Origin of the sequence: Streptomyces spinosus (assembly GCF_020400655.1) — a bacterium.
GTDB lineage: Bacteria > Actinomycetota > Actinomycetes > Streptomycetales > Streptomycetaceae > Streptomyces > Streptomyces argyrophylli.
Genome location: NZ_JAINRC010000037.1, coordinates 1 through 21893, shown reverse-complemented (window position 1 = coordinate 21893; position 21893 = coordinate 1). Strand labels below are relative to the sequence as shown.

Below are 21893 nucleotides of genomic sequence, written 5' to 3'. Positions count from 1 at the left end.
GAGCCGCCGGGCCGCGCGAGAGGGGAACCGGATGCTCGACGCCCCGGATGGTCATCCGGACATCCACTGGCCGTCGGGCTTCTCGCCCGACCAGGCCCACAGCTTCTGCCAGGCGCAGGCCGTGGTGCACGCCCCGCCCGCCACGGCCTTCGCCCTGCTCGCCGATGTGACGCGGTGGCCTGACTGGGTCCCGGGCATCACCGGGGCGTGGGCCGGGGCGCTTCCCCATGCCTTCGAGGTGGTCTTCCACGAGCAGCGCTTCGAGATCTTCGTGGGGGAGCACGAACCGCACCGCCGGCTCGGCTGGTCGGGCGTCGGCGCGGGTGTGCAGCTGTACCAGGCGTGGCTGTTCACCGCCGTCGCGGACGGCACCCATGTCGTGACGGAGAACGTCGTCCGCGGTCCCGCGGCCAAGTCCCTCGTCGCCCTGTCCCCCGTGTGGGCGCGGCATCTGAACGCCCTGTGGATCGCGCAGCTGAAGCGGCTCTCCGAGAGCGCCCCGGACGAGCGTGACGCGTAGCCGGCACCGCCCGGCGGCCGTGGGCGTCCGGACACACCGACGGCCGGCACCCGGGGCGGGCGTCGGCCGTTCGAGGGCGTGCTGCCGGGGGATCAGGCGGCCTTGGCGGTGTCCTCGGCGGTGAGGCGGGCGTCGTCGGCCGAGGGCGCGGCGGGGGTGGTGTTCCCGGACTTCCGGGCGGGCCGGAGGAAGACGGCGAGGACGATGCCGAGGGCGAGGGCGGGCGCGATCCAGAGGTAGCCCGTGGCCGTGGCGTGGGCGAAGGCGTCCAGAGCGGTCTCGCGCGAGGCGGCGGGCAGCCGTCCGATGGTGTCGGGGCGGGCGGCGTCGAAGCCTCCGCCGGTGGGCAGGGCGTGGCTGCGGTGGGCGAAGCCGGTGTTGAGCAGGGTGCCGAAGACGGCGACGCCGAAAGCCGCGCCGATGGAGCGGGCGAAGGTGACCACGGCGCTGGCGGCGCCGAGGTCGGTGGCGGGCACGCTGTTCTGGACGGTGGTCAGCACGACCATGGGCACCATGCCGATACCGATGCCGGTGATCAGGAAGTAGACGCTCAGCACCAGGGTGCCGGTGCCGGCCCCGATGGTGCCCAGCAGGAGCAGTCCGGCGAGGTTGGCGGTCAGACCCGCGAGCAGGATCAACCGCAGCCGCTCGACGTGCGCGGCCCAGCGTCCGGCCAGGGACTGGCTGACGACCAGGCCGGCGACCAGCGGCAGCATGGAGATGCCGGACAGGGTGGCCGAGACACCGTGGACGATCTGGAGGTAGGTCGGCAGGTAGACCAGGACGGCGAACATCGCGGCGTTGGCGAGGAACCCGATCAGCGAGGAGAAGACCACGGTCCGGGAACCGAGCATGGCCGGGGGCAGGACCGGGGCGGCGGCGCGGCGCTCGACCGGCACCAGCAGCGCGCCGAGGGCGACGGTGGCGACGACGAGGCCGACGATGGCCGGTGAACCCCAGCCCCAGCGCTCGCCGAACGAGGTGATCAGGACCAGGCCGGTGGCGATGCCGGCCAGGACGGTGGCGCCGGCGTAGTCGACGCGGGCCTTGGCGCCGCGGGCGGCGGCGGGCAGGGCACGGGCGGCGACGGCCAGGGCGACGATGCCGAAGGGCAGGTTGACCAGGAAGGCCCACCGCCAGGACAGCTGGTCGGTGAAGACACCGCCGAGCAGGGGGCCGACGATGCTGGCGACGCCGTAGACCGAACCGAACATGCCCTGGTACCGGCCGCGTTCGCCCGGCGCGACGATGTCACCGACCAGGGCGAAGGTCAGCACGATCATGCCGCCGCCCCCCACGCCCTGGAGCACCCGGGCGCCGATCAGCTCGGGCAGGTTCCGCGCGAGTCCGCAGGCCACCGAGGCGATCAGGAAGACCGAGGTGGAGGCCAGGTACAGGCGCTTGCGGCCGAACATGTCGCCGAGCTTGCCCCACAGCGGGGTGACCGCCGTCGATGCGAGCAGGTACGCGGCACTGACCCACGCGATGTCGTCGAACCCGTTCAGGTCCTCCGCTATGCGGGGCAGCGCCGTCGAGACGATCGTCTGGTCCAGGGCCGCCAGCAGGACCGCGAGGATCAGCGCGCTCATCGCGGCGGCGACACCCCCCTTGCGGGGTGAGGAGGACTGCTGTGTCTTCGGCATCGAAGGTGCCCTTCTGGAAGTGGTGGGCGGGCGCGTTGGCCGCGGCACGGAGCAACAGCCTCAGAACGACCGCAATCTTTCGCGTATCTGTCACTATAATGTAGCACTTACTCGATGCACTTACACACTCCAGTGGCTCTAAGTGTGCGAGGCTCCACATTTCCTGGCCTAGACTCGGTGCGGTGAGAGCCGACGCAGCACGCAACCTGGAAGCCGTCCTGACCACCGGAGCCCGCATGCTCGCCGCCGACCCCGGCGCGAGCATCGCGAGCATCGCCGCCGAGGCGGGAGTGGACCGACGCACCGTCTACCGGCGCTTCGCCTCCCGCGAGGAACTCCTCGCCGCCATCTACGACGCCCGCCTCACGGCCATCGAGAAGGCCATCGAGGACGCCCGGCTCCGCGAGGCACCCGTCGCCGTCGCCCTGCACCGCTACGTCGAGAACATCATCGTCGTCAACCGCACCTGGCCGGTCGACCTGAGCCGGATGCTCGCCGACGAGGCCGTCCCCGCACGCCGCGACGCGGCCGTCCGCGAGGTCGAGGCCTTCCTCGCCCGCGCCACCGACGAGGGTCTCCTGCGCCCCGGTCTGCCGCAGGGGTGGGCCGGCGCGCTGCTGCCCCAGCTGATGCACCTGGTGTCCCGGCAGATGCCCGAGCTGACTCCCGGACAGGCCGCCGACCTCGTCGTCGACACCCTGCTGAACGGCGTAGGGGCCTCCTGACACCCTCTCCCGGCACACCGACGGGCCCCGGGTGACACACGTGTCCGTGTGTCACCCGGGGCCCGTCGGCCGCTGCCGCGGCGGTGCGGTCCTCCGCCGCCGCTCAGCTCATTCCACGACCTGCCGGACCGTGTCCGGACCCGAGGTCTGCCGTGTCTCCTGCTCACGGTGGCGCCGGGGTGCCGCCGACGAGGCCGGGGCCACGGTCCCGGGGAGGCGGACGCGACGGAGTCGGGACGGCTCGGGGGCGGAGTCGGTGCGCTTCAAGGCTTCTCCCATCGATGCGTTCGACCGGCCGAACCCGCCCCGCAGCGTGCGCGGCGCCGAGGGGCGGACGGGGTGGCTGTTCCAGGACAACCAGCGAGGGCGCACACACATTCCGGGTCGGACCGGTCCGCACCGGCCCGCGCCCCGTGTCCACTTGGCGTCACGGCACAACCGCGCGGTGACATGTGCGGAGGGCGGCTGCCGAATGATTCAGGCATCCCGTACCACGTCCTACGAAGGACCTGTCGTGCCGCCTCTGCCTCGGCGCAGACGCGGGTGGACGACGCTGTGCGCCGTGTTCGCGGTGCTGGCGGCGTCACCCGCCCGGCCTTCCCGGCCGCCGAACAGCCCGTTCCGCCGCCCGCCGCCTCCCCCGCCCCGGTGGCGGTCCCGCCCGGCGCACCCCGGGTGACCCTGGTGACCGGTGACACGGTCACCGTCGTCCGGGCCCCCGACGGCACGCTGAGCCATCTGGTGCAAGACCCCGAGGGCCGCTACACCGGTTTCGAGACCCACCGCAGCGGGCGGAACACCTACGTCTATCCCCGCGACGCGCTGCCATACGTCGCCGCCGGCCTGCTGGACCGCGAACTGTTCGACGTCACCCGGCTGTTGGCCGACGGGTACGACGACGCGCATCGCGACCGGCTGCCGTTGATCGTCACCTACACGGACGCGGACCCCGGTCGCCGGACGCCACCGCGGGGGGCCCGCACGACACGCGCGCTGGACAGCATCGGGGGTGCGGCGCTGGCCGTCGACCGCTCGGCGGCGTTCTGGACGTCGGTCACCGGCGGCGCCTCCGCACGGGACGCCGGCCGGCGGCCCCGGCTCCAGGGCGGCATCGCCAAGATCCGGCTGGACGGCAAGGTGAGGGCCGCTCTCGCCGACAGCACCGCGCAGGTGGGGGCCCCGCGGGTGTGGGCCACCGGCGACACCGGTGAGGGCGTGGACGTCGCGGTCCTCGACACCGGCGTGGACACCGGACACCCCGACCTCGCCGGCCGGATCGCCGCCACCGCGGGCTTCGTGCCCGGCGAGTCCGTGACCGACGCGAACGGCCACGGCACGCACGTGGCCTCCACCGTCGCCGGAACCGGTGCCGCGTCCGGCGGCCGGGAGAAGGGGGTCGCGCCGGGCGCTCGGCTGCACATCGGCAAGGTGCTCTCCGACGACGGCTCGGGCCAGGACTCCTGGGTGCTGGCCGGCATGGAGTGGGCGGCCCGCGAACAGCACGCCAAGATCATCAGCATGAGCCTGGGAGCCCCGTCCACCGACGGTTCCGACCCGCTGAGCATGGCGGTCGACCGGCTCAGCGAGGAGACCGGGGCGCTGTTCACGGTGGCCGCGGGCAACTCCGGCCCCGACGGCTACACCGTGGGCACCCCCGGAGTGGCCGATGCCGCCCTGACCGTGGGCGCCGTCGACGGCTCCGACACGCTCGCGCACTTCTCCAGCCGGGGCCCGCGTCCCGGTGACCGGGGCGTCAAGCCGGACCTCACCGCCCCCGGCGTGGACATCCTCGCCGCGCGCTCCCAGTACGCGCCGGAAGGCTCGGGCCCGTACCAGACCCTGAGCGGCACCTCGATGGCGACGCCGCACGTCGCCGGGGCCGCGGCCCTGCTGGCCGCGGAGCACCCGGACTTCAGCGGCCGTCAGCTCAAGGACGCCCTCGTCAGCACGACGGCGGCGACGCCCCGGTACACCCCGTTCGAGGCCGGCACCGGCCGCCTGGACATCGCCGCCGCCACGACCGCGACCGTGTTCGCGACCGGCGGCGCCGACTTCGGCTTCCACTCCTGGCCGACCCCCGCCGGCACGACCGCCGAACGGAAGGTGACGTACACCAACATGTCCGACCGGCCGGTCGCCCTGCGGCTGACGGCCGGTGGTCCGTTCACCGTCTCCGCCGACCGGCTGTCCGTCCCGGCGCACGGCACCGCCGCGGTCACCGTGACGGCGCACTACGACCAGGTCGTCGCCGACCGGGCCTCGGCCGCCGTCCTGACGGCGGCCGACGACTCGGGCGCCGTCCGGGCCCGTACGTCGCTGAGCGCGGCCAAGGAGGGCGAGCGCCACCGGCTCACGCTGAAGGCGACGGACCGCGCCGGCCGGCCGGCCGGAGGCACCGTCATCCTCACGGCGAAGAAGTTCTGGCTGCCCCTGGCGCTCGACGGCTCCGGGACCGCGGACCTCCGGCTGCCGCCGGGCTCCTACACCGCGTGGCTGGACACGCCCCTGGAGGGTGCCCACGGTCCGCACTCGATCGGACAGGGCATGCTGGCCGTCACCGACATCGACCTGGGACAGGACCGCACGGCGGTCTTCGACGGCACCAAGGCCCGCCAGGTGAGGGCCGTGACGCCGGATCCGAGCACGCCCGGCGGCTCCCGCGTGGACCTCTACCGCGGCTTCGCCGACGACGACTGGTCCTCGTCCTCCCGCTGGACCGACGCCTCCTACGACAGCGTCTGGGCCCTGCCCACCGGACGCGACGCGAGGGAAGGGGAGTTCGTGTTCGGTACGCGGTGGCGGCTGCGGCAGCCGGCGCTGTCGGTGGCCTCCGGCGACGGGCCCTTCGACGATCTGCGCGCCGCGCCCGGAGCGACCCCGCTGCCCGAAGGCCACCACCGCCTCGGCGCGGTCTTCGCGGGCAACGGCGCGCCCGCCGCGTACGGCTCGCTCGACGTCCGGGGGAAGGCCGCCGTGGTGCGCCGCGACGACGGGGTGCCCGTGCCGGAGCAGGCCGCCGCGGCGGCCGCGGCGGGCGCACGGCTGCTCCTGGTCGTGAACGACACGGTGACGGCCGACCGCAACCGTGGGAGGACTCCCCCTGGCTGCCGGCGGATCCCCCGCCGCTGACCGTCGCCACGCTCACCCACGACGAGGGCGAACGGCTCATCGCCCGGACGTCCGGCCACGCCCCGGCCCGCCTCTCGGTCACCTCGCATCCCGTCACCGAGTACGTCTACGACCTCGCCCACGACTACCGGGGCGCCGTCCCCGCCGACCTCGTCCGCCGGACCGACCGGCGCGAACTGGCCCGCGTCGACGTCTCGTTCCGCAACTACCGTGCCGGGCGGGCGCTGGAGAACCGCGACGACGTCACACCGGCGGGCGGCAGCGCCCTGAACCCCTCGGAAGCCCCGGCCCAAGGTGACCGCACGGACTGGGTCACGGCGGGCGAGCCCTGGTCGGACCGGGCGCAGATCCCGGCCGAGCAGCAGCAGTACGCCCCCGCCGTCACCTACCGCGCCGGATCCGCCGCCCGGGTCGGCTGGTTCGGACCGGTCCAGCGGCCACGGCTCCTCGACGGGGACGCTCCGGTCCGCCAGGGCGACAAGCTGTACGTGTCCGTCCCCGGCTGGGGCGACTCGGGCACGGGTCATCTGGGCGGTACGTACGGCAACTTCGACGTCGACAACCAGGTGCGGCTCTACCAGGGTGACGAGCTCGTCCGCGAGATGGGCCGCTACCAGCTGGCCATGACCGTGTCCGGGCTGAGCCCTGCCCCGCTCCCCTACCGTCTGGTCCCGGAGAACTCCCGTGACGCCTGGGCCGCGCCCTACTCCACCGCCACCCGGACCGAGTGGGGCTTCACCTCGCGGGCGGGAGCGGCGGGCGAGCAGCCCAACTACCCCTGATACAGCTCGACTACGAGGTCGCCACCGACGCCTCCGGCCGGGCGGGACGGCGCGCCGGCCTGACGGTGACCGCCTCCCACCTGCCGGGGTCCACCGGCACCGCCGCGATCGGGAAGGTGGGCCTGGACGTCTCGTACGACGACGGGGTCACCTGGCGGCACGCGGCGCTCGTACACTCGGGCACCGGGTGGCGGACTCGGCTCGACGCCCCCCGCACCGCCCGGTTCGTCACCCTGCGCGTGGACGCGCGCGACGCCCGCGGCAACAGCGTGCGGCAGAGCGTCACGCGGGCCGTCGGGCTCCGGTAGCGGGTGCCGCGACGGTGATAGGTGTGACGAGTGGATGTCCCGCTCGTCACACCTGAACATCCCTTGCAAAGGACATTTCAGGTAATGTCCCTTTTGTTACATCAGGGCTTTTCCTCTGCTGTGTCACGTCAAGGAGATGTCATGCGGTCACTCACCAAGGGCCTGCTCGCCGGAGCAGCCGGCACCGCCGCGCTGAACGTCGTCTCGTACGGGGACATGCTGCTGCGCGGCAGGGGGTCCAGCGGCGTGCCGGCGACGATCGCGGGCAAGCTCGCCGGCGGAGCCGGGGTGCGACTGGGGGAAGGTGAGGACAAGGAGCACCGCGAGGAGGCCCTCGGCGCGCTGCTCGGCTATGTCACCGGCCTCGGTGTCGGGGCGGCGTACGGGCTGGCGCGCCGCGACGGGAACCTCCCGGTCCTGGCGGCCGGGCCGCTGCTCGCCGCCGCGGCCATGGCCGGCAGCGACCTGCCGGCCACCGCCCTGAAGGTCACCGACCCCACCACCTGGAGCCTCACGTCGTGGGTGTCGGACATCGTCCCGCACCTGGCGTACGGCTTCACTGCGGCGTCGGTGTACCGGGCGCTGCGCTGACCGGAACGCCCGGCGGATCAGCCCGCGCGGACCCCTTCGAGGAAGCGGCCGGCCAGGTCGACCCGTTCGGCGAGGGTGGTGTCCGTCTGCCCGAAGTCCACGAACAGTTCGTGCACCCCCGCCTCGGCCGCGGCCCGCGCGTAGTCGACGTACTGCTCCAGCGTGCCCGCCCGGGGCATCTGCTCCGGGCCGGTCCTCGTCTCGGTCAGCTCGGGGTTGACCCGCAGGGCGATGTGCAGGGTGGACGGGTCCCGCTCCGCCCGCACCGCCTCCTCGAGGACGGTGTCCCACATGCCCATCAGGTGCGCGAGCGGCATCGCGCCGGGCAGCCAGCCGTCGAGCCTGCGCCCGATCCGCCGCAGGCCCCTGGGGGTGAACGCCGCGAGCAGCACGGGGGGCCCGGGCCGCTGGCGCGGCTTGAGCCCCACCACGGTCTCCGGGACGGTGAACAGCGGTCCCTCGTGGGCGAAGACGTCCTCGGTCCAGTACCCCTTCAGGACGTCCAGCGTCTCGTCGAGCCGCGCCCCCCGGCCCTGCCACGGCACGGAGACCGCGGTGTACTCGTCGGGCATCCAGCCGAGACCGAGGCCCACGGTGAGCCTGCCCTGGCTGAGGACGTCCAGGGTGGTCAGCGAACGCGCCAGCATGACCGGCGGCTGCCACAGGCCGTTCAGCGTGCTCGTGCCGAGGCGGACGCGGGTCGTGTGCGACGCGGCGAAGGTGAGCGCCACCAGGGGGTCCATGTGGTTCTCGTAGACGCGGGGCATCACGCCGTCGCGGCTCGGGTACGGGGCGCCCGGAACGCGGGGGGCGAGGACCCGGTCGCCCGTCCACAGGGAGTCGTACCCCATCTCCTCAGCGGTGCGGCAGACGCGCAGCATGCCGTCCGGCGTGGCGTCGGGACCGAAGGTGGGAAGGGCCAGACCCAGTCGCATGTGTGTCTCCTCAGGGGGTCGTCCGCTCGGGACGCACGTCCGTCAGCGCGACGCCGAGCAGGTTTTCCAGGGCGGCGACCGTTCGCGCGGGCTCCACCGCGTGGACGGTGGTGAAGCCGAGTGCGGCCGCGGGCGCGAGGTACTGCTCGGTGTCGTCGGCGAAGACGCACTCCTCGGCCGGCAGGCCGAGTCGCTCCAGCACGAGCCGGAAGATCTCCGGCTCGGGCTTGCGCGTGCCGTGGAGTTCGGACAGCACCACGGCGTCATAGCGGTCGTCCACCTCGTACCCGTCGTAGAGGTTCCACGGGGTCAGGCCGACGGAGTTCGAGAGGATACCGACCTTGATCCCGGCCCGGCGCGCGGCGGCGGCCGCGGCGATCATCGTGGTCTCGGGGCGCAGGTCGGCGAAGACGCGGCCCATGAGGTTGTCCGGCGCGATGCCGAGCAGCCGTCCGGCCGCCTCGTTCCACTGCGTCTGGCTGAGCGTGCCGCGCTCCAGTTCCTCGGTGAGCCTGATCCCCTCGGGATTCAGGTACAGGCCGGTGAGCAGCGTGCCCTCGGCCAGTCCCGCGCGCTTTTCGAAGGCGAGCGCGGCGGGCAGCAGAGGTGTCGTCAGCACACCACCGAAGTCGAGGACGAGGCCCTTGCGGTGCTGGATCATGCCCACACCCTAGAAGGCCGCCCGGCCCCGGCTGCCACCAGGTCACCATGTTTCTCGCCGGGCTGTGTTTCCCGCCTGCCCATGTTTCTCGCCGGGCAGGCACATGTGCGACGCCCGCCCCCCCTGTGAACCCCGCGGGCGGCCTACTGCGTTGTCCTGGTGAAGGGGCTCTTCGCCGCCCCGGCGACGGCGGCGAAGAGCCCCGGCCCTGGCCGCACGGGTCCCCCGCGCGTCACCCGGGCCGGTTCAGCCCTTCAGCCGGTGCGGATGCGCCGGGTACACACCGAGGATGCGCACCTCGGAGGAGAAGAACCGCAGCTCGTGCAGGGCGAGGGCGACGCGCTCGTCGTCGGGGTGCCCCTCGATCTCGACGTAGAAGCGGCTGGCGTTCAGCCCCGCGCCGATCTGGTAGCTCTCGATCTTGGTGAGGTTCACGCCGCTGCTGGCGAACCCGCCGAGTGCCTTGTACAGCGCACTGGGGATGTTGCGCACGGAGAAGAACAGGCTCGTCATCGTCGGCTCCCCGGTGTCGGGGGCCGGGGCGGCGTCCCGGGAGAGCACGACGAACCGCGTGGTGTTGTCCGGGTCGTCCTCGACGCCGGAGCGCAGCACCTCCAGGCCGTGGAGCCCGGCCGCCGCGGGCGGGGCGAGCGCGGCGTGCCGCGGGTCGCCCAGCTCGGCCACCTCGCGCGCCGCTCCGGCCGTGTCGTCGCTGACGAGGGTGCGCCAGCCGCCCTCCCGCAGCAGCTTGCGGCACTGCCCCAGGGCATGGACGTGGCTGCGTACGCACTCCACCTGGTCCAGGGTCGCGCCGGGCACGCCCATCAGGTCGAAGCGGATGGCGAGGAAGTACTCGGCGACGATGAACAGCCCCGACTCGGGCAGCAGATGGTGCACGTCCGCGACGCGTCCCGCCGCGGAGTTGTCCACCGGGATCACGGCGACGTCGGCGGCGCCGAGTGTCACCGCGTCCAGCGCCTGCTCGAAGCCCGTGCAGGGCAGTTCGGCACTCCCGGGGTACAGGGCGCGTGCGGCGGTCGCGGAGTTGGAGCCAGGTTCACCCTGATACGTGACGGTTGTCACAGATTTGCACCTTTCCAGGAGGTCCCGTCGTCGGGCGGCAGAAGCTGCGTCGCGTACCGCGCCTGCTGAAGTATCGGTGCACTGGCTTCCAGCAGGTGCACCAGGGGGTGCTCACCGGCGTACCCGTACGACGCCAGCGCGTGCTCGAGGGCCGACGCGACCACCTGGTGGACGGCGTTCCCGGCCCGCCGCACACGCGCGGCGAGCCGCTCCCCGGCGGACGGGGCGAGGCCCAGCCGGGCGGAGGGCGCGCCGTGCAGGGCCGCCGCCAGGCTCAGCCGCTCGTCGTGCAGCACGGCGGCCAGTTCGGCGGCCACGGTGGCGGACCGCACCGGTCCGCGGGCCGCGCCGGACGCCGGGGCGGAGGCGGACGCCGGGGCGGAGGCGGACGCCGGGGCCGGGGCCGGGGCGGCCAGTGCGTCGGTGACGCGCCGGGCCGCTCCCAGGGCCTGGGCCGCGACCGCCGTCCACAGGAACGGCGCGTCCGCGGCGCGCAGCGGGGTGGCCGCCGCGTGCGTGGCGAACCCCGTGGGCACGTGCACGCCCTCCAGCCGGAACACCGGTCCGGGCCCGGCGGCTTCCCCCGGGACCGCGTGGACCGCGCCCCGCAGCACCTCGGAGGGCACCGCGAACAGGTCCGGGCCGCCGGGCGAGGCCATGACCGGCCGGGACGGCCGTTCGCCGCCGGTCAGCGGCAGCGCCAGCCAGGCTCCGGTCCCGTCGTGCGCCGGCAGGTGCCACCGTCCGGACAGGGTGAAGCCGCCCCCTGCGGCCGGCAGCGCCACCGGCGTGTCCGGGACGTCAGCGCCGGCTACGGCGGTGGCCAGCGGCGCGGACCAGTTCCAGGCGGTGGTGAACGCCTCCCAGGCGGCGGACGGGTCGCCGTGGGCATGGACCTCGTAGAACGCGAACACCTGCGCGAGGCCGGTGTCGGGTCCGAGCACCCGCAGATGGTCACCGTGCGTGGACGTCGTCATGGGCTCACGCCGCCTGTTCGACGCCGACACCGCCGGCCGCCGTCGTCAGGACGACGTTGTGGAGCTCCTCGCCCCGTGCGTACCGGCGCAGTTGCCGGCGCAGGAAGTCCTCGGTCATCGCCGGGAACGCGTCGGTGAAGGCCGCCACGTGCGGGGTGATCAGGACGCCGGGCAGGTGCCACAGCGGATGGCCGGGCGGCAGCGGCTCCGGATCGGTGACGTCGAGCGCGACCCGGATCCGGCCCGCGCGCACCTCCTGGACCAGCGCGCCGGTGTCCACCAGTTCCCCCCGGGCGACGTTCACCAGCAGGGCGCCCTCCTTCAGGAGGGCCAGCGCGTCCGCGCCGAACATGCCGCGCGTCCGCTCGGTGAGCGGCGCGCACAGCACCACCGCGTCCGCCGTGGGCAGCAGCTCGCGCAGTTCCGCCGCCCCGTGCACACGTCCGGCCGGGGTGGTGCGCGCCGTGCGGGCCACGAGGACCGCCTCGCACCGGAACGCGCCGAGCCGGGCGGCGACGGCCGCGCCGACGGCGCCGTAGCCGATGACCAGGACGCGCTTGCCGACCAGCGAGGTGCGGTACTCGGGCCGCCACGTCCCCTCGGCCTGACGGGCACCGAACACGTCGAGCCCCCGGGACAGGGCCAGCAGCAGGGTGACCGCCAGTTCGGCCGTGGCCTCGCGGTGCACGCCGCGCCCGGTGCTCAGCCGGGTTCCGGGCGGCATCGCGTCCAGCAGCGGCAGCATGTGGTCGTAGCCGGAGCTGAGCAGCTGGAGCACCTCCAGGTTGCGCATCCGCGGCAGGACGGGGCGCAGCACCCGTTCGGCGCCGGGGACCGGCGGACCGACGAGGAAGCGGACCTCGGCGGGGTCACCCGGCAACGGGCCGGACCCGTCCCAGTACGCGTAGGTGAGCTCGTCGGGCAGGCCGGGTGTCCGACTGCGGTGGTACGGGAGCCAGACGGTCGTGCCGTCCTTCATCGTGCATCAGCTTCTTCCCGCTCAGGTGCCGCGTGGGGCGGCACCGACGTGCGGCCGTTCGTACAGCGGTGGGATGTCCGCGCCGGACCGCGCCCCCGTGGAGCCTGTCCACGCGACGACGGTGTCCGGGACCGCCTCGGTCGGCATGTACTCGTTTCCTCACTTGTGAGGACGTATGTGTCATGGATGGGGGTTCATGTGAGGCTCGTCACCCGGGTGTGTGTCCGGGCCCCCCGGCCCGGCATACGTGTCGACACGCGGCCCGCTCACCGCGGGCGGGACCGTGGTCCCGGGTCCAGCTCGCGGTAGCGGCCGCGGTGGAAGACGAGCGGTTCTCGTGCGGGATCCGCGCCGAGCGCGAGGACGCGGCCGACGACCAGGGTGTGGTCACCGGCCTCGTACTCGTCCCACAGCGCGCACGAGACGAACGCGCACACGCCGTCCAGCCGTGGTGCGCCGCCCGGGCCCGGCGACCGGCCGACCCCGTGGAACCTGTCGTTCCCGGAGCCGGCGAACGCGGCGCTGACGTCCGCCTGGCCGGCGGCCAGGACGTTGACCTGCCAGTCCTTCGTCTCCCTCTCCCTCGAACCCCTGCTCGTCTCCTTCTCCCCGGCCCGTACCTCGCGGACCTGGCCCCGCATCCGTACGGCGGGCACCTTCGGTGCCTTCTCTTCTTTCTCGCCCGCCGGGCGACGGCCATGGGCCCGCCCGGCGGGCGTGGGAGCGGATACGGGGCCGCGGACGGTGCGTCAGACCATGGGGCTGACCGGCCGCTCGTCGCCCACCAGCGCACGGCCGTACATCTCCTTGGCGAGCCCGGGGTTGAGCGTGGGATGCCGGGACCCGGTCTCCAGATCGCGCCAGTGCCGCTGAAGGGTCCTGGTGAGCGAGAAACTGCCCGCTCCGCTGACGGTCAGCAGGGCCTGCATCGCCTGCCGCAGGCACGTGGAGGCGTGTCCCGCGTCCATCCGTACCCGCGCCCGTTCGACCGGCGTGGGGGTGCTGCCGGAGGCCGCCGCCGTGGCGATGAACTCCGCCGAGCGCCTCAGGTGCAGGTGGGCGGAGTCGATGAGGGTGGCCGCCTCGGCGAGCGCCGCCTGCACACTGGGCGAGTCGGCGAGCCTGACGTGCAGCGACATGGCCATCGGCTTGCCGCTCCCGACGGTCTCCAGGGTGAGCCGGAGGGCCGCCCTCGCGATGCCCAGCAGCGGTCCCATGGAGACGACCGTCATGGACCCCGGGGGAATCCGGTACAACGGCTCCTCGGGCAGTCCCCGGCCCTCAAGGACGTCGGCGAAGCGCCGGAGCCGGTGGTACGGGACGAAGACCTCGTCGGCGACCAGGGTGTCGCTGCCCGTGCCGCGCATGCCCGCCATGTCCCAGGTCTTCTCGATGGCGAGGGCGGAGGTCCGCACGAGCGCCAGTCCTCGTTCGGTCCCGGTATCCGCATCCCCGGGCAGCGGGACGCCGAGCAGGGCCCAGTCGGCCTGGTGGCTGCCGGACGCCCAGGCCCAGGAGCCGGAGACGAGCAGTCCGCCCTCGACGGGCGCGGAGGCGACTGCCGTGCCGGCGAACACCCCGCACATGGCGACGTCGGGGCCGTCGCCCCACAGGTCCTGGCACGCCCGCTGCCCGAAGGAGGCGGCGATCTGCTGTGCCACGTACGAGACCATGACCACCCAGGCGCTCGACGGACAGGCCGACGCCACTTCGGCCGACACTTCCATGCTGTCGGCGGGCGCGAGTTCCTCACCGCCCCAGCGCTTCGGCACGCCGAGGCGGAACAGGCCCGCCTCCCGCAGCGCCCGCCCGGCCTCGGGCGTCAGCCGGCTGTCGCGCTCGGCCGCGTCCGCGGTGCGGCGCAGCACGGGGGCGATCTCTCGGGTCGCCACCACGAGCCGGCGGGTCGGATCGGTGAGCGGGGCGCGCTCGCCGCTGATCGATGCGGTCATCACCACTCCAGGAACAGCAGGATTGGGACTCACGGGTCCGATTGCCGCCGCCAGCATAACCGGACTCAAGGGTCCACTTGCACCCGGCGGTCCCTGCGTGCCCGGCGACGAAGCACGGCGGGGACACGGCAGGACACCCACCAGGAGGCACGGCAGGCACAATGAACGGGTGAATCCGGTGCAGACGACTCCGCAGCAGAACGGGCTGGACGCCCCCCGCAGACGGGCCGACGCCCGGCGCAACCACGAGCGGGTCTTCGCCGCCGCACTGGAGGTCTTCGAGGAGCACGGGCTCCAGGGCACCGTGCCGCAGGTCGCCGAGCGCGCCGACGTCGGGAAGGCCACGGTGTACCGCAGCTACCCGACGAAGGAAGACCTGGTGGAAGCGGTCGTGGGGCACCGGCTGGCGGAGCTGGAGCGGATCACCGCACCCGCCCTGGCCGAGGCCGAGCCGGCGCGGGCCTTCGACACCTACGTCCTGCTGCTCTTCGAGAACCTCGCCCGGGACCGTCTGCTGTCCGAGGTGCTCGCGGAGGGACGGTCGACGACGTACACCGGTCCCCTGCTCGAACGGCTGGCCGCGCTGATGACGGAGGCCAGGGACGCCGGCCGGATCCGCCCGGACGCCGACCCGCTCGACCTGCGCGTGGTGCTGTGCGGCATGTGCCTGCAACTGGTCCGTCTCGCGGAGCGGGATCCGGCGCTGTGGCGACGGTACGGCGAACTGACCCTTCAGGCGCTACGGCCCTGAACCCGCCACGGCCTCAACGGTCGAGCCCCGCCCGCGCCGTGCCCGGCCGCCGACGCCTGCGTGCCGGGGTCGTCGGGTACGACGCCCCCGCCGACGGGGCCACATCACGGCCCGCCGCCCGGCCCGGGTCACGGTGCGCGGCCGGGGTCACGCCACGGGGCATGGCGACCGGCGCAAGGTCGGGGTGCGCGGCGGCCGTGCGGAAGATCTCCGCCCAGGACGCCACGGCCGGGCGGCGGCGCAGCAGCGCCCGGCGCTCCCGCTCGGTCATCGCGCCCCACACGCCGTACTGCTCGCGGTGGTCCAGGGCGTAGGCCAGACAGTCCAGCCGCACCGGGCAGGCGGCGCAGACCGCCTTTGCCTCGTTCTGCGCGGCGCCTTCGGCGAACATCCGGTCGGGCTGCGCCCGGCACAGCCCTTGGTCGGCCCAGTCCATGCCCGCCTCGCTCCCTGCGGCGGCCCGGCCGGGCCGCCTGCCGCGTCCGTACACACATATCGAAGGACGCGGACGACACTAGCTCACATGTTCCCGTCGGCGCACCGACCGGGCCGCGTGCCCGGCGCAGTCGACACGTGTCTCCGGTGGTCGCGGACGGTGGCCCCGGACGGCCTCGGATGGCAAGGTACAGCTCAGACGGGTGCACGCCACCCCGTCCAACGCCGTCAGGCTCACGGTGAAGGCCGTGCAACAAGAACATTTCCGGCCATACCAGGTGACGAACTTCATGAGGTACATCTAGTCTTTTGGCTCAAGGCGGCTCGCAGGGCGGCGGGCCCGCCGTGCAGCACGATCACTTGCCCAGGAGGCCGCACGGAGCACGCACACGCGCCGTCCCGGGGCCCCGAAGGGGAGACCACGGGGCGAAGCGCCGCCACGGGGAGAGCGACGACGACGTCCCTCGCCCCCGCGCCCGGCGCGATCCGTGCGCACGGGGCGCGGCAGCGTCCGGCCGGGCCGGTTCAGCGGGGAAGGGAGTGGGGGACGGTGGAGTCCATCGACCAGACGATGGTCGGCCGCGAACACGAGCGGGAGGTGCTGTCCGGCTTCGTGACGGCCCCAGGGGGCCAGGCTCTCGTCCTGCGCGGCGACACGGGTGTCGGCAAGAGCGCCCTGCTGGACCACGTCGCCGACCTAGCCGCGGGCGAGCGGCACCGAGTGATCAGGGCGACCGGGGTGGAGGCCGAGTCGGAACTGCCGTACGCCGGCCTGCACCAGTTCCTCCACCCGCTGCTCCCCCACCTCGACCGGCTGGACGACAGCCACCGAGGAATCTTCGACGTCGTCTTCGGCCGGAGCGAGGGCCCGCCCCCGTCGGTCATGACCCTCGGCATCGCCGTCCTCGACCTGCTCTCCCTCGCGGCGTCACAGCAACCCCTCCTGCTGGTGCTCGACGACGGCCAGTGGCTCGACACCTCCAGCACCCAGGTGTGCGGGTTCGTCGGGCGACGGCTCACCGGCAGCTCGGTGAAGCTCGCCGTCGGCCTGCGCTCCGACGTCCCCTCCGGCTTCGACACGGCCGCGCTGCCGCAACTGCCGGTGACCACCCTGTCCGAGAAGGCCTCCGGGCAGCTCCTGGACCTGCACCACCCCGGTCTGGACCCCGGCGTCCGCCGTCTGGTCCTGGACGAGGCGCTGGGCAATCCGCTGGCGCTGCTGGAACTGCCGCCCCACGTGCTGCGCAGTGGCCGGACGGCGGGCGACCGGGACACGACGGTCGGGTACAGCGGCGTTCCGCTGCCCCTTCGTCTGCGGCACGTCTACGGCGCCCGCATCCAGGCCCTCGGCGACGCCGTACGCGCGGAACTGCTGCGCGGCGCCCTGGACGGTGTGGGAGCGGGCACGGCGGGAGGCCGTGCGCCCGGGACGCGCTACCGCATGAGGGGGGACGCCGACGAGGCCGCCGCCTGCGGGCTGCTGGACATCGACCCGCTCAGCGGCGAGTTCGTCTTCCGGCACCCCCTGGTGCGCTCGACGGTCGTCCAGACGGCGACCCCCAACGAGCGGCGGGCGGCCCACGCGGTGCTCGCGCACGTGCACCGCGACGACGTGGAACGGCGTGCCATGCACCTGGCGGCCTCGACGGTCGACCCGGACGAGGGGGTGGCGGCCGCGCTGGAGGCGGCGGCCGACTCCGCCACCCGACGGGGCGGCTCCCAGGCCGCCGTGACCTGGCTGACCCGGGCCGCGGAGCTGAGTGAGGGCCGCGAGGAGCGGTCCCGGCGGCTGGGCAGCGCGGCGTTCATCGCCGGTCACGCCGGCCTGCTGGACCGGGCCCAGCAACTGGTCTCCGACACCGCGTCCGGCGGGAACGACTCTCCGGCCTCGGTGGTCGCGTCGGCCTACGGCGCACTGTACGAGGACGGGGACGTCCGCTCCTCGCACCGCCAGGTCCTCGCCGCGATCGAAGGCGTCCGGGACAGCGGTGCGGCACGGGACGTGGCAGAGCCGAACGAGGTGCTCACCCGGCTGGTGAACCTGCTGCTCGCGATCGACCAGTACGCGAGCGACGAGACGTCGTGGGAGCGGACGCACGAGCTCCTCGGCTCCCTGGGCGACCTGGTGTCCCCCCTCTCCCGCGTCTACGAGGACGCGTGGGGGGACGTGGTCCGGCGCGGTGCCGGTGTGGCGGAGCGGGTGGAACGCGCCTTCGCCGACCTCCGCGCACTCGAACCGTGGGACATCAGCCGGCTGTCCGTCGCCGCGTACCACGTGGACACCCTCAGCCGGTACCGGCCGCACCTCCAGCGCATCGTCGACCGCGAGGTGGAGACGGGGGCCACGGCGTCCGGCATGATCATGCTGCACCTGATCATGCTCGACCAGATGGCGGTCGGCGAGTGGGACGAGGCCGAGCGCACCGGCCGACGCAGCCTGGAACTGGCGGCATCGCGCCAACACGCCCTGTTCGCCCACCACACCCGGGCCTACCTGGGCCTGCTGGCGGCGATGCGGGGCGAGGTGGAACGGGCACGGGAACTGCAGTCCGCCGTCGACGCCTGGGCCCGCCCCCGCGGCGTCGGCTTCCTCACCCAGATCGCCGACGCCATCGGCACCACCGCCGCCCTCAGCGAAGGCGACTACGAAGCCGCCTACCTCCACGCCATCGGCATCACACCCCCCGGCACCTTCACCCCCTACGCCCACCAGGCCTCCCGTACCCTGCTCGACCTCGTCGAGGCGGCCCTGCACACCGGCCGCACCGAACAAGCCCGCGCCCACGCCCTCGCCGCCCACGACGCACACCTGCCCGACATCTCCCCCCGCCTCGCCCTGATCACCCACGGCGCCCTCGCCATGACCGCCATCGACCCCACCGAGGCCGACCACCACTACCGCCACGCCGAAACCCACCCCGCCGCCGCCACCTTCCCCTTCGAACTGGCCCGCATCCGCCTCGCCCACGGCATCCACCTCCGCCACACCCAGGGACGCAAGGCCGCGCGGCTGTCGCTGACCGTGGCCGCGGAGACGTTCGAACGGCTCGGCGCACCCACCTGGGCGGAACGGGCACGGGCGGAACTGCGCGCAACCGGTGCGGCCACGGTCGCCTCCCCGGCACACCTGGCCGAGCTGACGTGGCAGGAACGCCGGATCGCCGACCTGGCCGCCGGCGGCCTGACCAACAAGGAGATCGGCCAGCAGATGCACCTGTCACCGCGCACGGTCAGCTCCCACCTCTACCGGGTCTTCCCCAAGCTGGGCATCACCTCCCGCGCCGCCCTGCGCGACGCCCTGGGCAACATGCCCGACAGCCAGGACGCGTGAGGGCGAGGTGTGACCGCATCACCCGCCGACACCGGGCGTCCGGCCCGCCGGGGCGCCCCGGTCAGCCCTCCGTGGGGTGGCCGCGGATGCCGTACCCGTCCAGCCAGCCGAGCACGTAATCGGCGACGAAGCGCCATCCGCTGTCGATGACCAGCGAGTGACCCCGGTCCGCGAACTGCTTGAGGTCGGTCACGGCGGTGGTGTCGCCGTACTGCTTGTACACCGCGCGGGTGGCCGCGTCCGGTACGAGTCTGTCCTCCTGCCCGGAGATCAGCAGCAGGGGGCCCCGCTCCGGGTTGGCCACGTCCGCCACGGCGCGCGGGCTGCGGGGCCCGCCCGTACACCCGATGTCGGCGAGCAGGCGCCGTGGCGCCGGCACCGCGTAGCGGTCGAAGAGCCGGTCGGACTCCTCCGCCTTCACCGTGTTGGCGAAGACGCGGTGGAACTGCTCCGCCGACAGGGACACCAGCCGCCCGGCGGGATCGAGCTCGGCGGAGCACGACAGCCGGGCGGAGGACCCGGGCGGCGGTACGTCCTCGATCAGGACGCCGTTGATCGGGGCGGGCGCGATGGCCACCGCGGCACGGCCGACGTCGGCGGTGATGAGATGCTGCGCGATGAGACCGCCGACCGAGTGTCCGACGATCACCGGCGCGGTCTCGAAGGACCGCACGATCTCGGCGTAGTGGTCGGTCAGCGCGTCCAGACCGATGCCGCCGAGCGGTTCCGGGAACTTGCGCACGTCCGGGGCCGCCGCGGCCTCCCCGGGCCAACCGGGCGCGAGGGCGAGGAAACCCCGGCTGGCGAAGCGTTCCGCCCACGACTCCCAGGAGAGCGCGTGCAGCCACGCCCCATGGATGAAGACGACGGGAGTACGTTCCACGGCTGGCTCCTCCGAGCATGACGACCATCCGGCACCGGAACACCGGCGACTGTTTCAGCATCGTTCAGGCACGGATCAAGGGCGACAGTCGAATGACTTAATGTTCGCGGCCGTGGCACGCGGGCCCGGACCGGCCCCTCGGCCCGATCCCCGGACAGGACGCCCGAAGACGGAGAGCGGTCCACTTGGCGGGCGGCCGTCACGGCGTTCACCGTCACCGCGGGGCGTGTTCGACGGTCAAGTTACTTATGTACGGCACTCCCGCGACGGCGAGAGTGGGTAGGGCCAGCCTCCGCCCCAGGGAAGGATCCACCCGTCATGAGCGGCTACCAGCCAGGTGTACAGGCCAGCCGAACGGCACCGCACGGTCGTCCTCAGCTGAGCTTGGACATCGAACGCGTGCTGGACGTCTCCGCCCGGCAGGCGATCAGGGCCGAGTTCAGCTACGACCCGGAGCGCCCCTTGATCGTGTGCGTGGAGTTCCTCATCGCGGGCGGCCCGCGCGTCCTGTGGCGGATCGGCCGCGACCTCCTCCATCAGGGGCTGTACTCGATGAGCGGCTTCGGTGACGTCCAGGTCTGGCCGACGAACCTGGAGGAACGGGCCACGGCGCGGCTCCAGCTCGCCTCGGGCGACATGGCCGCGCTGTTCGAACTCCCGGTGCCACCGCTCGCGGAGTGGCTGGAGCACACCTACGAGCTCGTTCCCGCCGGTCACGAGCTGGCCGGAATGGACTGGGACATGACCGCCGCGGACCTGCTCGACGGCCGGGAGGCCGCCTCCGACTGATCACGCGGGACGCTCCCGGCCCGCGGGACGTCGGGCGGCGACGAGGACGGGGCCGCCCGGAACCGTGGGGAACCTCCTCGGCTCCTCCAGCCCGAGGGCGAGGAGCTCCTCACTCATGCGCGCCGTGTCGAAGGAGTTGCCGCCGCCACGCGTCGCGGTCCACCGGCCGACCGAGCGGCGCAGCGCGTCGTCGGCGGCGGGGTTGGTCCCCGCCACCAGCCACGCGCCCGGCACCAGAGCCGCGGCCAGGCGCGGGAGAGCAGCCCGCAGCGCCTCCTCCGAGAGGAAGGGCGCGGGCAGCCAGATCAGTTCGTAGCGCTCCTCCTCCGACAGCTCGGCCGCGTCCTGACGGCGCAGGCCGACCCGAGCGGCGACGGCCGGATCCGCCGCGGCGAGTTCCGCTCCCGCCAGGTCCAGCGCCCGCTCCAGTACGTCGATGCCCTCCACCCGGGCCGCGGGGAAGCCGGCGGCCAGCACCACGGCCAGCGCGCCGACACCGGTGCCCACGTCGAGGATGCGGCTGCCCTCCGCCTGAAGCCGTTCGGCGCACCCCGGCAGCTCCGGCACGACCTTCCCGGCGAGCGCACGGCCGGTCGCGGCGGAGGCCCGCCCCTGGCCGAGGAGCACCTCGTCGTCCTGGGCGCCCCACCCGGGTCCCGCCGGGTCCTCCGCGTCCGAGGCTGCGGCGGAGACGGCTTGACGCAGCGAGCTGAGCTTCGCCTCCACCGCGCTGCGGGCGGTCAGGGGGTCCTCCTGGACGAGCGCGGGGTGGACGGCGAAGCCGTCGGCGTCCCTGCGGACCAGACCGACGCTTTCCAGGACCGCCGTACGCCGAGGGTCGCCCGCGAGCACGTCCTGCAGAGGCCGCGACAGCGCCTGCCGCTGGGTGCTCACCACGGCGGCCATCGCCCATGCGGCCGCCTCCAGGGTGGCCACCGGGTCCTCACCGAACGGCAGGCCGCCGCCCGGGGCAGGACCGGTGTTCTGTGGCGATGCGGACACGGGAGCCTCCGGAGAGCGCTGTTCTAGGACACATGTCTCTTCACGCTGTAACGCACACATGCTGCCATACGGAAACACATGCGGAACAGCGCCGAGTGTGTCCCGCTCCGGAGGGAGCCCTCGGTCTGCATGCGGTGTGACCATCCACACCTTCTTCACCAGTCGTTGCGCTGCGCGTCCGAGCACGGCAGAGTGCTTCGCTGCGGCATGCGCCAGAGGAGACACGCGCGTACGCGGCGACTCGGCGTCAGGGACAAACCGGAAGGAACACGCGTGAGCACGATCTCGGTCCGGGGATTAGCGGTGGCCACGGCCACCACGGTCACCGCTGTCGGAAGCGTCGTCGGCATCGCCTCGGGCAGCACCGCGCAGGCGAACGACGCCGGGGCGACGGCAGCGGACGCGACGCTCCTCATG

At 73.6% G+C, this 21893-nt stretch carries 21 protein-coding genes and 1 pseudogene; 10 read left to right on the top strand and 12 right to left on the bottom strand.

The genetic code is table 11. The features are described 5' to 3' along the window. Positions 1 to 31 precede the first annotated feature (31 nt). Positions 32 to 520, top strand: a complete 489-nt coding sequence (locus tag LG395_RS39950; RefSeq protein ID WP_225814361.1) for an SRPBCC family protein — start codon at positions 32 to 34, stop codon at positions 518 to 520. 92 nt (positions 521 to 612) lie between these two features. Here the strand turns inward: LG395_RS39950 and LG395_RS39945 are convergent, their stop codons facing one another. Continuing rightward, entirely contained in the window at positions 613 to 2163 is a 1551-nt protein-coding gene (locus LG395_RS39945) for an MDR family MFS transporter (protein WP_225814359.1), read from the bottom strand. A gap of 236 nt (positions 2164 to 2399) precedes the next feature. Here LG395_RS39945 and LG395_RS39940 point away from each other — a divergent pair, with 236 nt between their 5' ends. The 5 genes from LG395_RS39940 (at position 2400) to LG395_RS39920 (ending at position 7698) form a co-directional block, all read left to right on the top strand. Continuing rightward, positions 2400 to 2888: a TetR/AcrR family transcriptional regulator gene (locus LG395_RS39940; protein ID WP_225814375.1), complete on the top strand. Its 489-nt coding sequence runs from the start codon at positions 2400 to 2402 to the stop codon at positions 2886 to 2888. 555 nt (positions 2889 to 3443) lie between these two features. Continuing rightward, positions 3444 to 6017 carry a S8 family serine peptidase gene (locus LG395_RS39935; protein ID WP_225814358.1) on the top strand — a complete coding sequence of 858 codons (2574 nt, stop codon included), beginning with the start codon at positions 3444 to 3446 and terminating at the stop codon, positions 6015 to 6017. Positions 6018 to 6505: 488 nt separating this feature from the next. After that, the gene (locus LG395_RS39930; RefSeq protein ID WP_225814357.1) at positions 6506 to 6799 is read left to right on the top strand and encodes a hypothetical protein; all 294 of its coding nucleotides are present in this window, start codon (positions 6506 to 6508) and stop codon (positions 6797 to 6799) included. Continuing rightward, complete coding sequence (locus LG395_RS39925) at positions 6745 to 7107, top strand: hypothetical protein (RefSeq protein ID WP_225814356.1); 363 nt, start codon at positions 6745 to 6747, stop codon at positions 7105 to 7107. Before LG395_RS39930 ends, LG395_RS39925 begins: the two co-directional genes overlap by 55 nt. Before the next feature lie 141 nt (positions 7108 to 7248). Continuing rightward, entirely contained in the window at positions 7249 to 7698 is a 450-nt protein-coding gene (locus LG395_RS39920) for a hypothetical protein (protein ID WP_225814355.1), read from the top strand. A 17-nt stretch (positions 7699 to 7715) separates the two neighbouring features. Here LG395_RS39920 and LG395_RS39915 read toward each other — a convergent pair whose 3' ends face one another. From LG395_RS39915 to LG395_RS39880, 8 genes are all read right to left on the bottom strand, one after another. Next, positions 7716 to 8633, bottom strand: coding sequence for a TIGR03619 family F420-dependent LLM class oxidoreductase (locus tag LG395_RS39915; protein WP_225814353.1), 918 nt, complete (start codon positions 8631 to 8633; stop codon positions 7716 to 7718). 10 nt (positions 8634 to 8643) lie between these two features. Continuing rightward, the gene (locus LG395_RS39910; RefSeq protein WP_225814351.1) at positions 8644 to 9294 is read right to left on the bottom strand and encodes an HAD-IA family hydrolase; all 651 of its coding nucleotides are present in this window, start codon (positions 9292 to 9294) and stop codon (positions 8644 to 8646) included. A gap of 246 nt (positions 9295 to 9540) precedes the next feature. Further along, positions 9541 to 10377, bottom strand: a complete 837-nt coding sequence (locus tag LG395_RS39905) for a prephenate dehydratase (protein ID WP_225814349.1) — start codon at positions 10375 to 10377, stop codon at positions 9541 to 9543. Then, positions 10374 to 11354 (bottom strand): hypothetical protein, encoded by a 981-nt coding sequence (locus LG395_RS39900; RefSeq protein ID WP_225814347.1) that lies wholly within the window; start codon positions 11352 to 11354, stop codon positions 10374 to 10376. Before LG395_RS39900 ends, LG395_RS39905 begins: the two co-directional genes overlap by 4 nt. 4 nt (positions 11355 to 11358) lie before the next feature. Next, positions 11359 to 12333, bottom strand: a complete 975-nt coding sequence (locus tag LG395_RS39895) for a 2-hydroxyacid dehydrogenase (RefSeq protein WP_225814345.1) — start codon at positions 12331 to 12333, stop codon at positions 11359 to 11361. Between the two features lie 21 nt (positions 12334 to 12354). Beyond that, positions 12355 to 12480: a hypothetical protein gene (locus LG395_RS41390; protein ID WP_263983625.1), complete on the bottom strand. Its 126-nt coding sequence runs from the start codon at positions 12478 to 12480 to the stop codon at positions 12355 to 12357. 119 nt (positions 12481 to 12599) lie between these two features. Then, on the bottom strand, positions 12600 to 12989 hold the full coding sequence (locus tag LG395_RS39890; RefSeq protein WP_505016513.1) for a flavin reductase family protein: 390 nt from the start codon (positions 12987 to 12989) through the stop codon (positions 12600 to 12602). A 93-nt stretch (positions 12990 to 13082) separates the two neighbouring features. After that, a complete protein-coding gene (locus tag LG395_RS39880) occupies positions 13083 to 14285 on the bottom strand; it encodes an acyl-CoA dehydrogenase family protein (RefSeq protein ID WP_225814343.1) in 1203 nt (400 codons plus the stop codon). Positions 14286 to 14454: 169 nt separating this feature from the next. Here LG395_RS39880 and LG395_RS39875 point away from each other — a divergent pair, with 169 nt between their 5' ends. Next, a complete protein-coding gene (locus tag LG395_RS39875; RefSeq protein ID WP_225814341.1) occupies positions 14455 to 15036 on the top strand; it encodes a TetR/AcrR family transcriptional regulator in 582 nt (193 codons plus the stop codon). 13 nt (positions 15037 to 15049) lie between these two features. Here the strand turns inward: LG395_RS39875 and LG395_RS41590 are convergent, their stop codons facing one another. Then, positions 15050 to 15472: a WhiB family transcriptional regulator gene (locus LG395_RS41590; protein ID WP_308071495.1), complete on the bottom strand. Its 423-nt coding sequence runs from the start codon at positions 15470 to 15472 to the stop codon at positions 15050 to 15052. 570 nt (positions 15473 to 16042) lie between these two features. On the opposite strand from LG395_RS41590, the gene LG395_RS39865 reads away from it, so the two are divergent. Continuing rightward, positions 16043 to 18802 (top strand): helix-turn-helix transcriptional regulator, encoded by a 2760-nt coding sequence (locus LG395_RS39865; protein WP_225814373.1) that lies wholly within the window; start codon positions 16043 to 16045, stop codon positions 18800 to 18802. Positions 18803 to 18863: 61 nt separating this feature from the next. On the opposite strand, the gene LG395_RS39860 is transcribed toward LG395_RS39865, so the two are convergent. Beyond that, positions 18864 to 19685 carry an alpha/beta hydrolase gene (locus LG395_RS39860; protein WP_225814338.1) on the bottom strand — a complete coding sequence of 274 codons (822 nt, stop codon included), beginning with the start codon at positions 19683 to 19685 and terminating at the stop codon, positions 18864 to 18866. Positions 19686 to 20003: 318 nt separating this feature from the next. Between LG395_RS39860 and LG395_RS39855 the strand changes: the two genes are divergently transcribed. Next, positions 20004 to 20474, top strand: coding sequence for an SsgA family sporulation/cell division regulator (locus LG395_RS39855; protein WP_225814335.1), 471 nt, complete (start codon positions 20004 to 20006; stop codon positions 20472 to 20474). Here the strand turns inward: LG395_RS39855 and LG395_RS39850 are convergent, their stop codons facing one another. After that, positions 20475 to 21476, bottom strand: coding sequence for a class I SAM-dependent methyltransferase (locus LG395_RS39850; protein WP_225814333.1), 1002 nt, complete (start codon positions 21474 to 21476; stop codon positions 20475 to 20477). 273 nt (positions 21477 to 21749) lie between these two features. Between LG395_RS39850 and LG395_RS39845 the strand changes: the two are divergent. Next, positions 21750 to 21893: pseudogene (locus LG395_RS39845) on the top strand (lytic transglycosylase domain-containing protein); the annotation flags it as partial.

Excerpts from the sequence above, each read along its gene's own strand:
- LG395_RS41590 (WP_308071495.1), bottom strand. The coding sequence starts at position 15,472 with ATGGACTGGGCCGACCAAGGGCTGTGCCGGGCGCAGCCCGACCGGATG.
- LG395_RS39865 (WP_225814373.1), top strand. The coding sequence starts at position 16,043 with ATGGTCGGCCGCGAACACGAGCGGGAGGTGCTGTCCGGCTTCGTGACG.
- LG395_RS39855 (WP_225814335.1), top strand. The coding sequence starts at position 20,004 with ATGAGCGGCTACCAGCCAGGTGTACAGGCCAGCCGAACGGCACCGCAC.
- LG395_RS39920 (WP_225814355.1), top strand. The coding sequence starts at position 7,249 with ATGCGGTCACTCACCAAGGGCCTGCTCGCCGGAGCAGCCGGCACCGCC.
- LG395_RS39910 (WP_225814351.1), bottom strand. The coding sequence starts at position 9,294 with ATGATCCAGCACCGCAAGGGCCTCGTCCTCGACTTCGGTGGTGTGCTG.
- LG395_RS39940 (WP_225814375.1), top strand. The coding sequence starts at position 2,400 with ATGCTCGCCGCCGACCCCGGCGCGAGCATCGCGAGCATCGCCGCCGAG.
- LG395_RS41390 (WP_263983625.1), bottom strand. The coding sequence starts at position 12,480 with ATGCCGACCGAGGCGGTCCCGGACACCGTCGTCGCGTGGACAGGCTCC.
- LG395_RS39950 (WP_225814361.1), top strand. The coding sequence starts at position 32 with ATGCTCGACGCCCCGGATGGTCATCCGGACATCCACTGGCCGTCGGGC.
- LG395_RS39880 (WP_225814343.1), bottom strand. The coding sequence starts at position 14,285 with ATGACCGCATCGATCAGCGGCGAGCGCGCCCCGCTCACCGATCCGACC.
- LG395_RS39900 (WP_225814347.1), bottom strand. The coding sequence starts at position 11,354 with ATGACGACGTCCACGCACGGTGACCATCTGCGGGTGCTCGGACCCGAC.
- LG395_RS39895 (WP_225814345.1), bottom strand. The coding sequence starts at position 12,333 with ATGAAGGACGGCACGACCGTCTGGCTCCCGTACCACCGCAGTCGGACA.
- LG395_RS39945 (WP_225814359.1), bottom strand. The coding sequence starts at position 2,163 with ATGCCGAAGACACAGCAGTCCTCCTCACCCCGCAAGGGGGGTGTCGCC.
- LG395_RS39915 (WP_225814353.1), bottom strand. The coding sequence starts at position 8,633 with ATGCGACTGGGTCTGGCCCTTCCCACCTTCGGTCCCGACGCCACGCCG.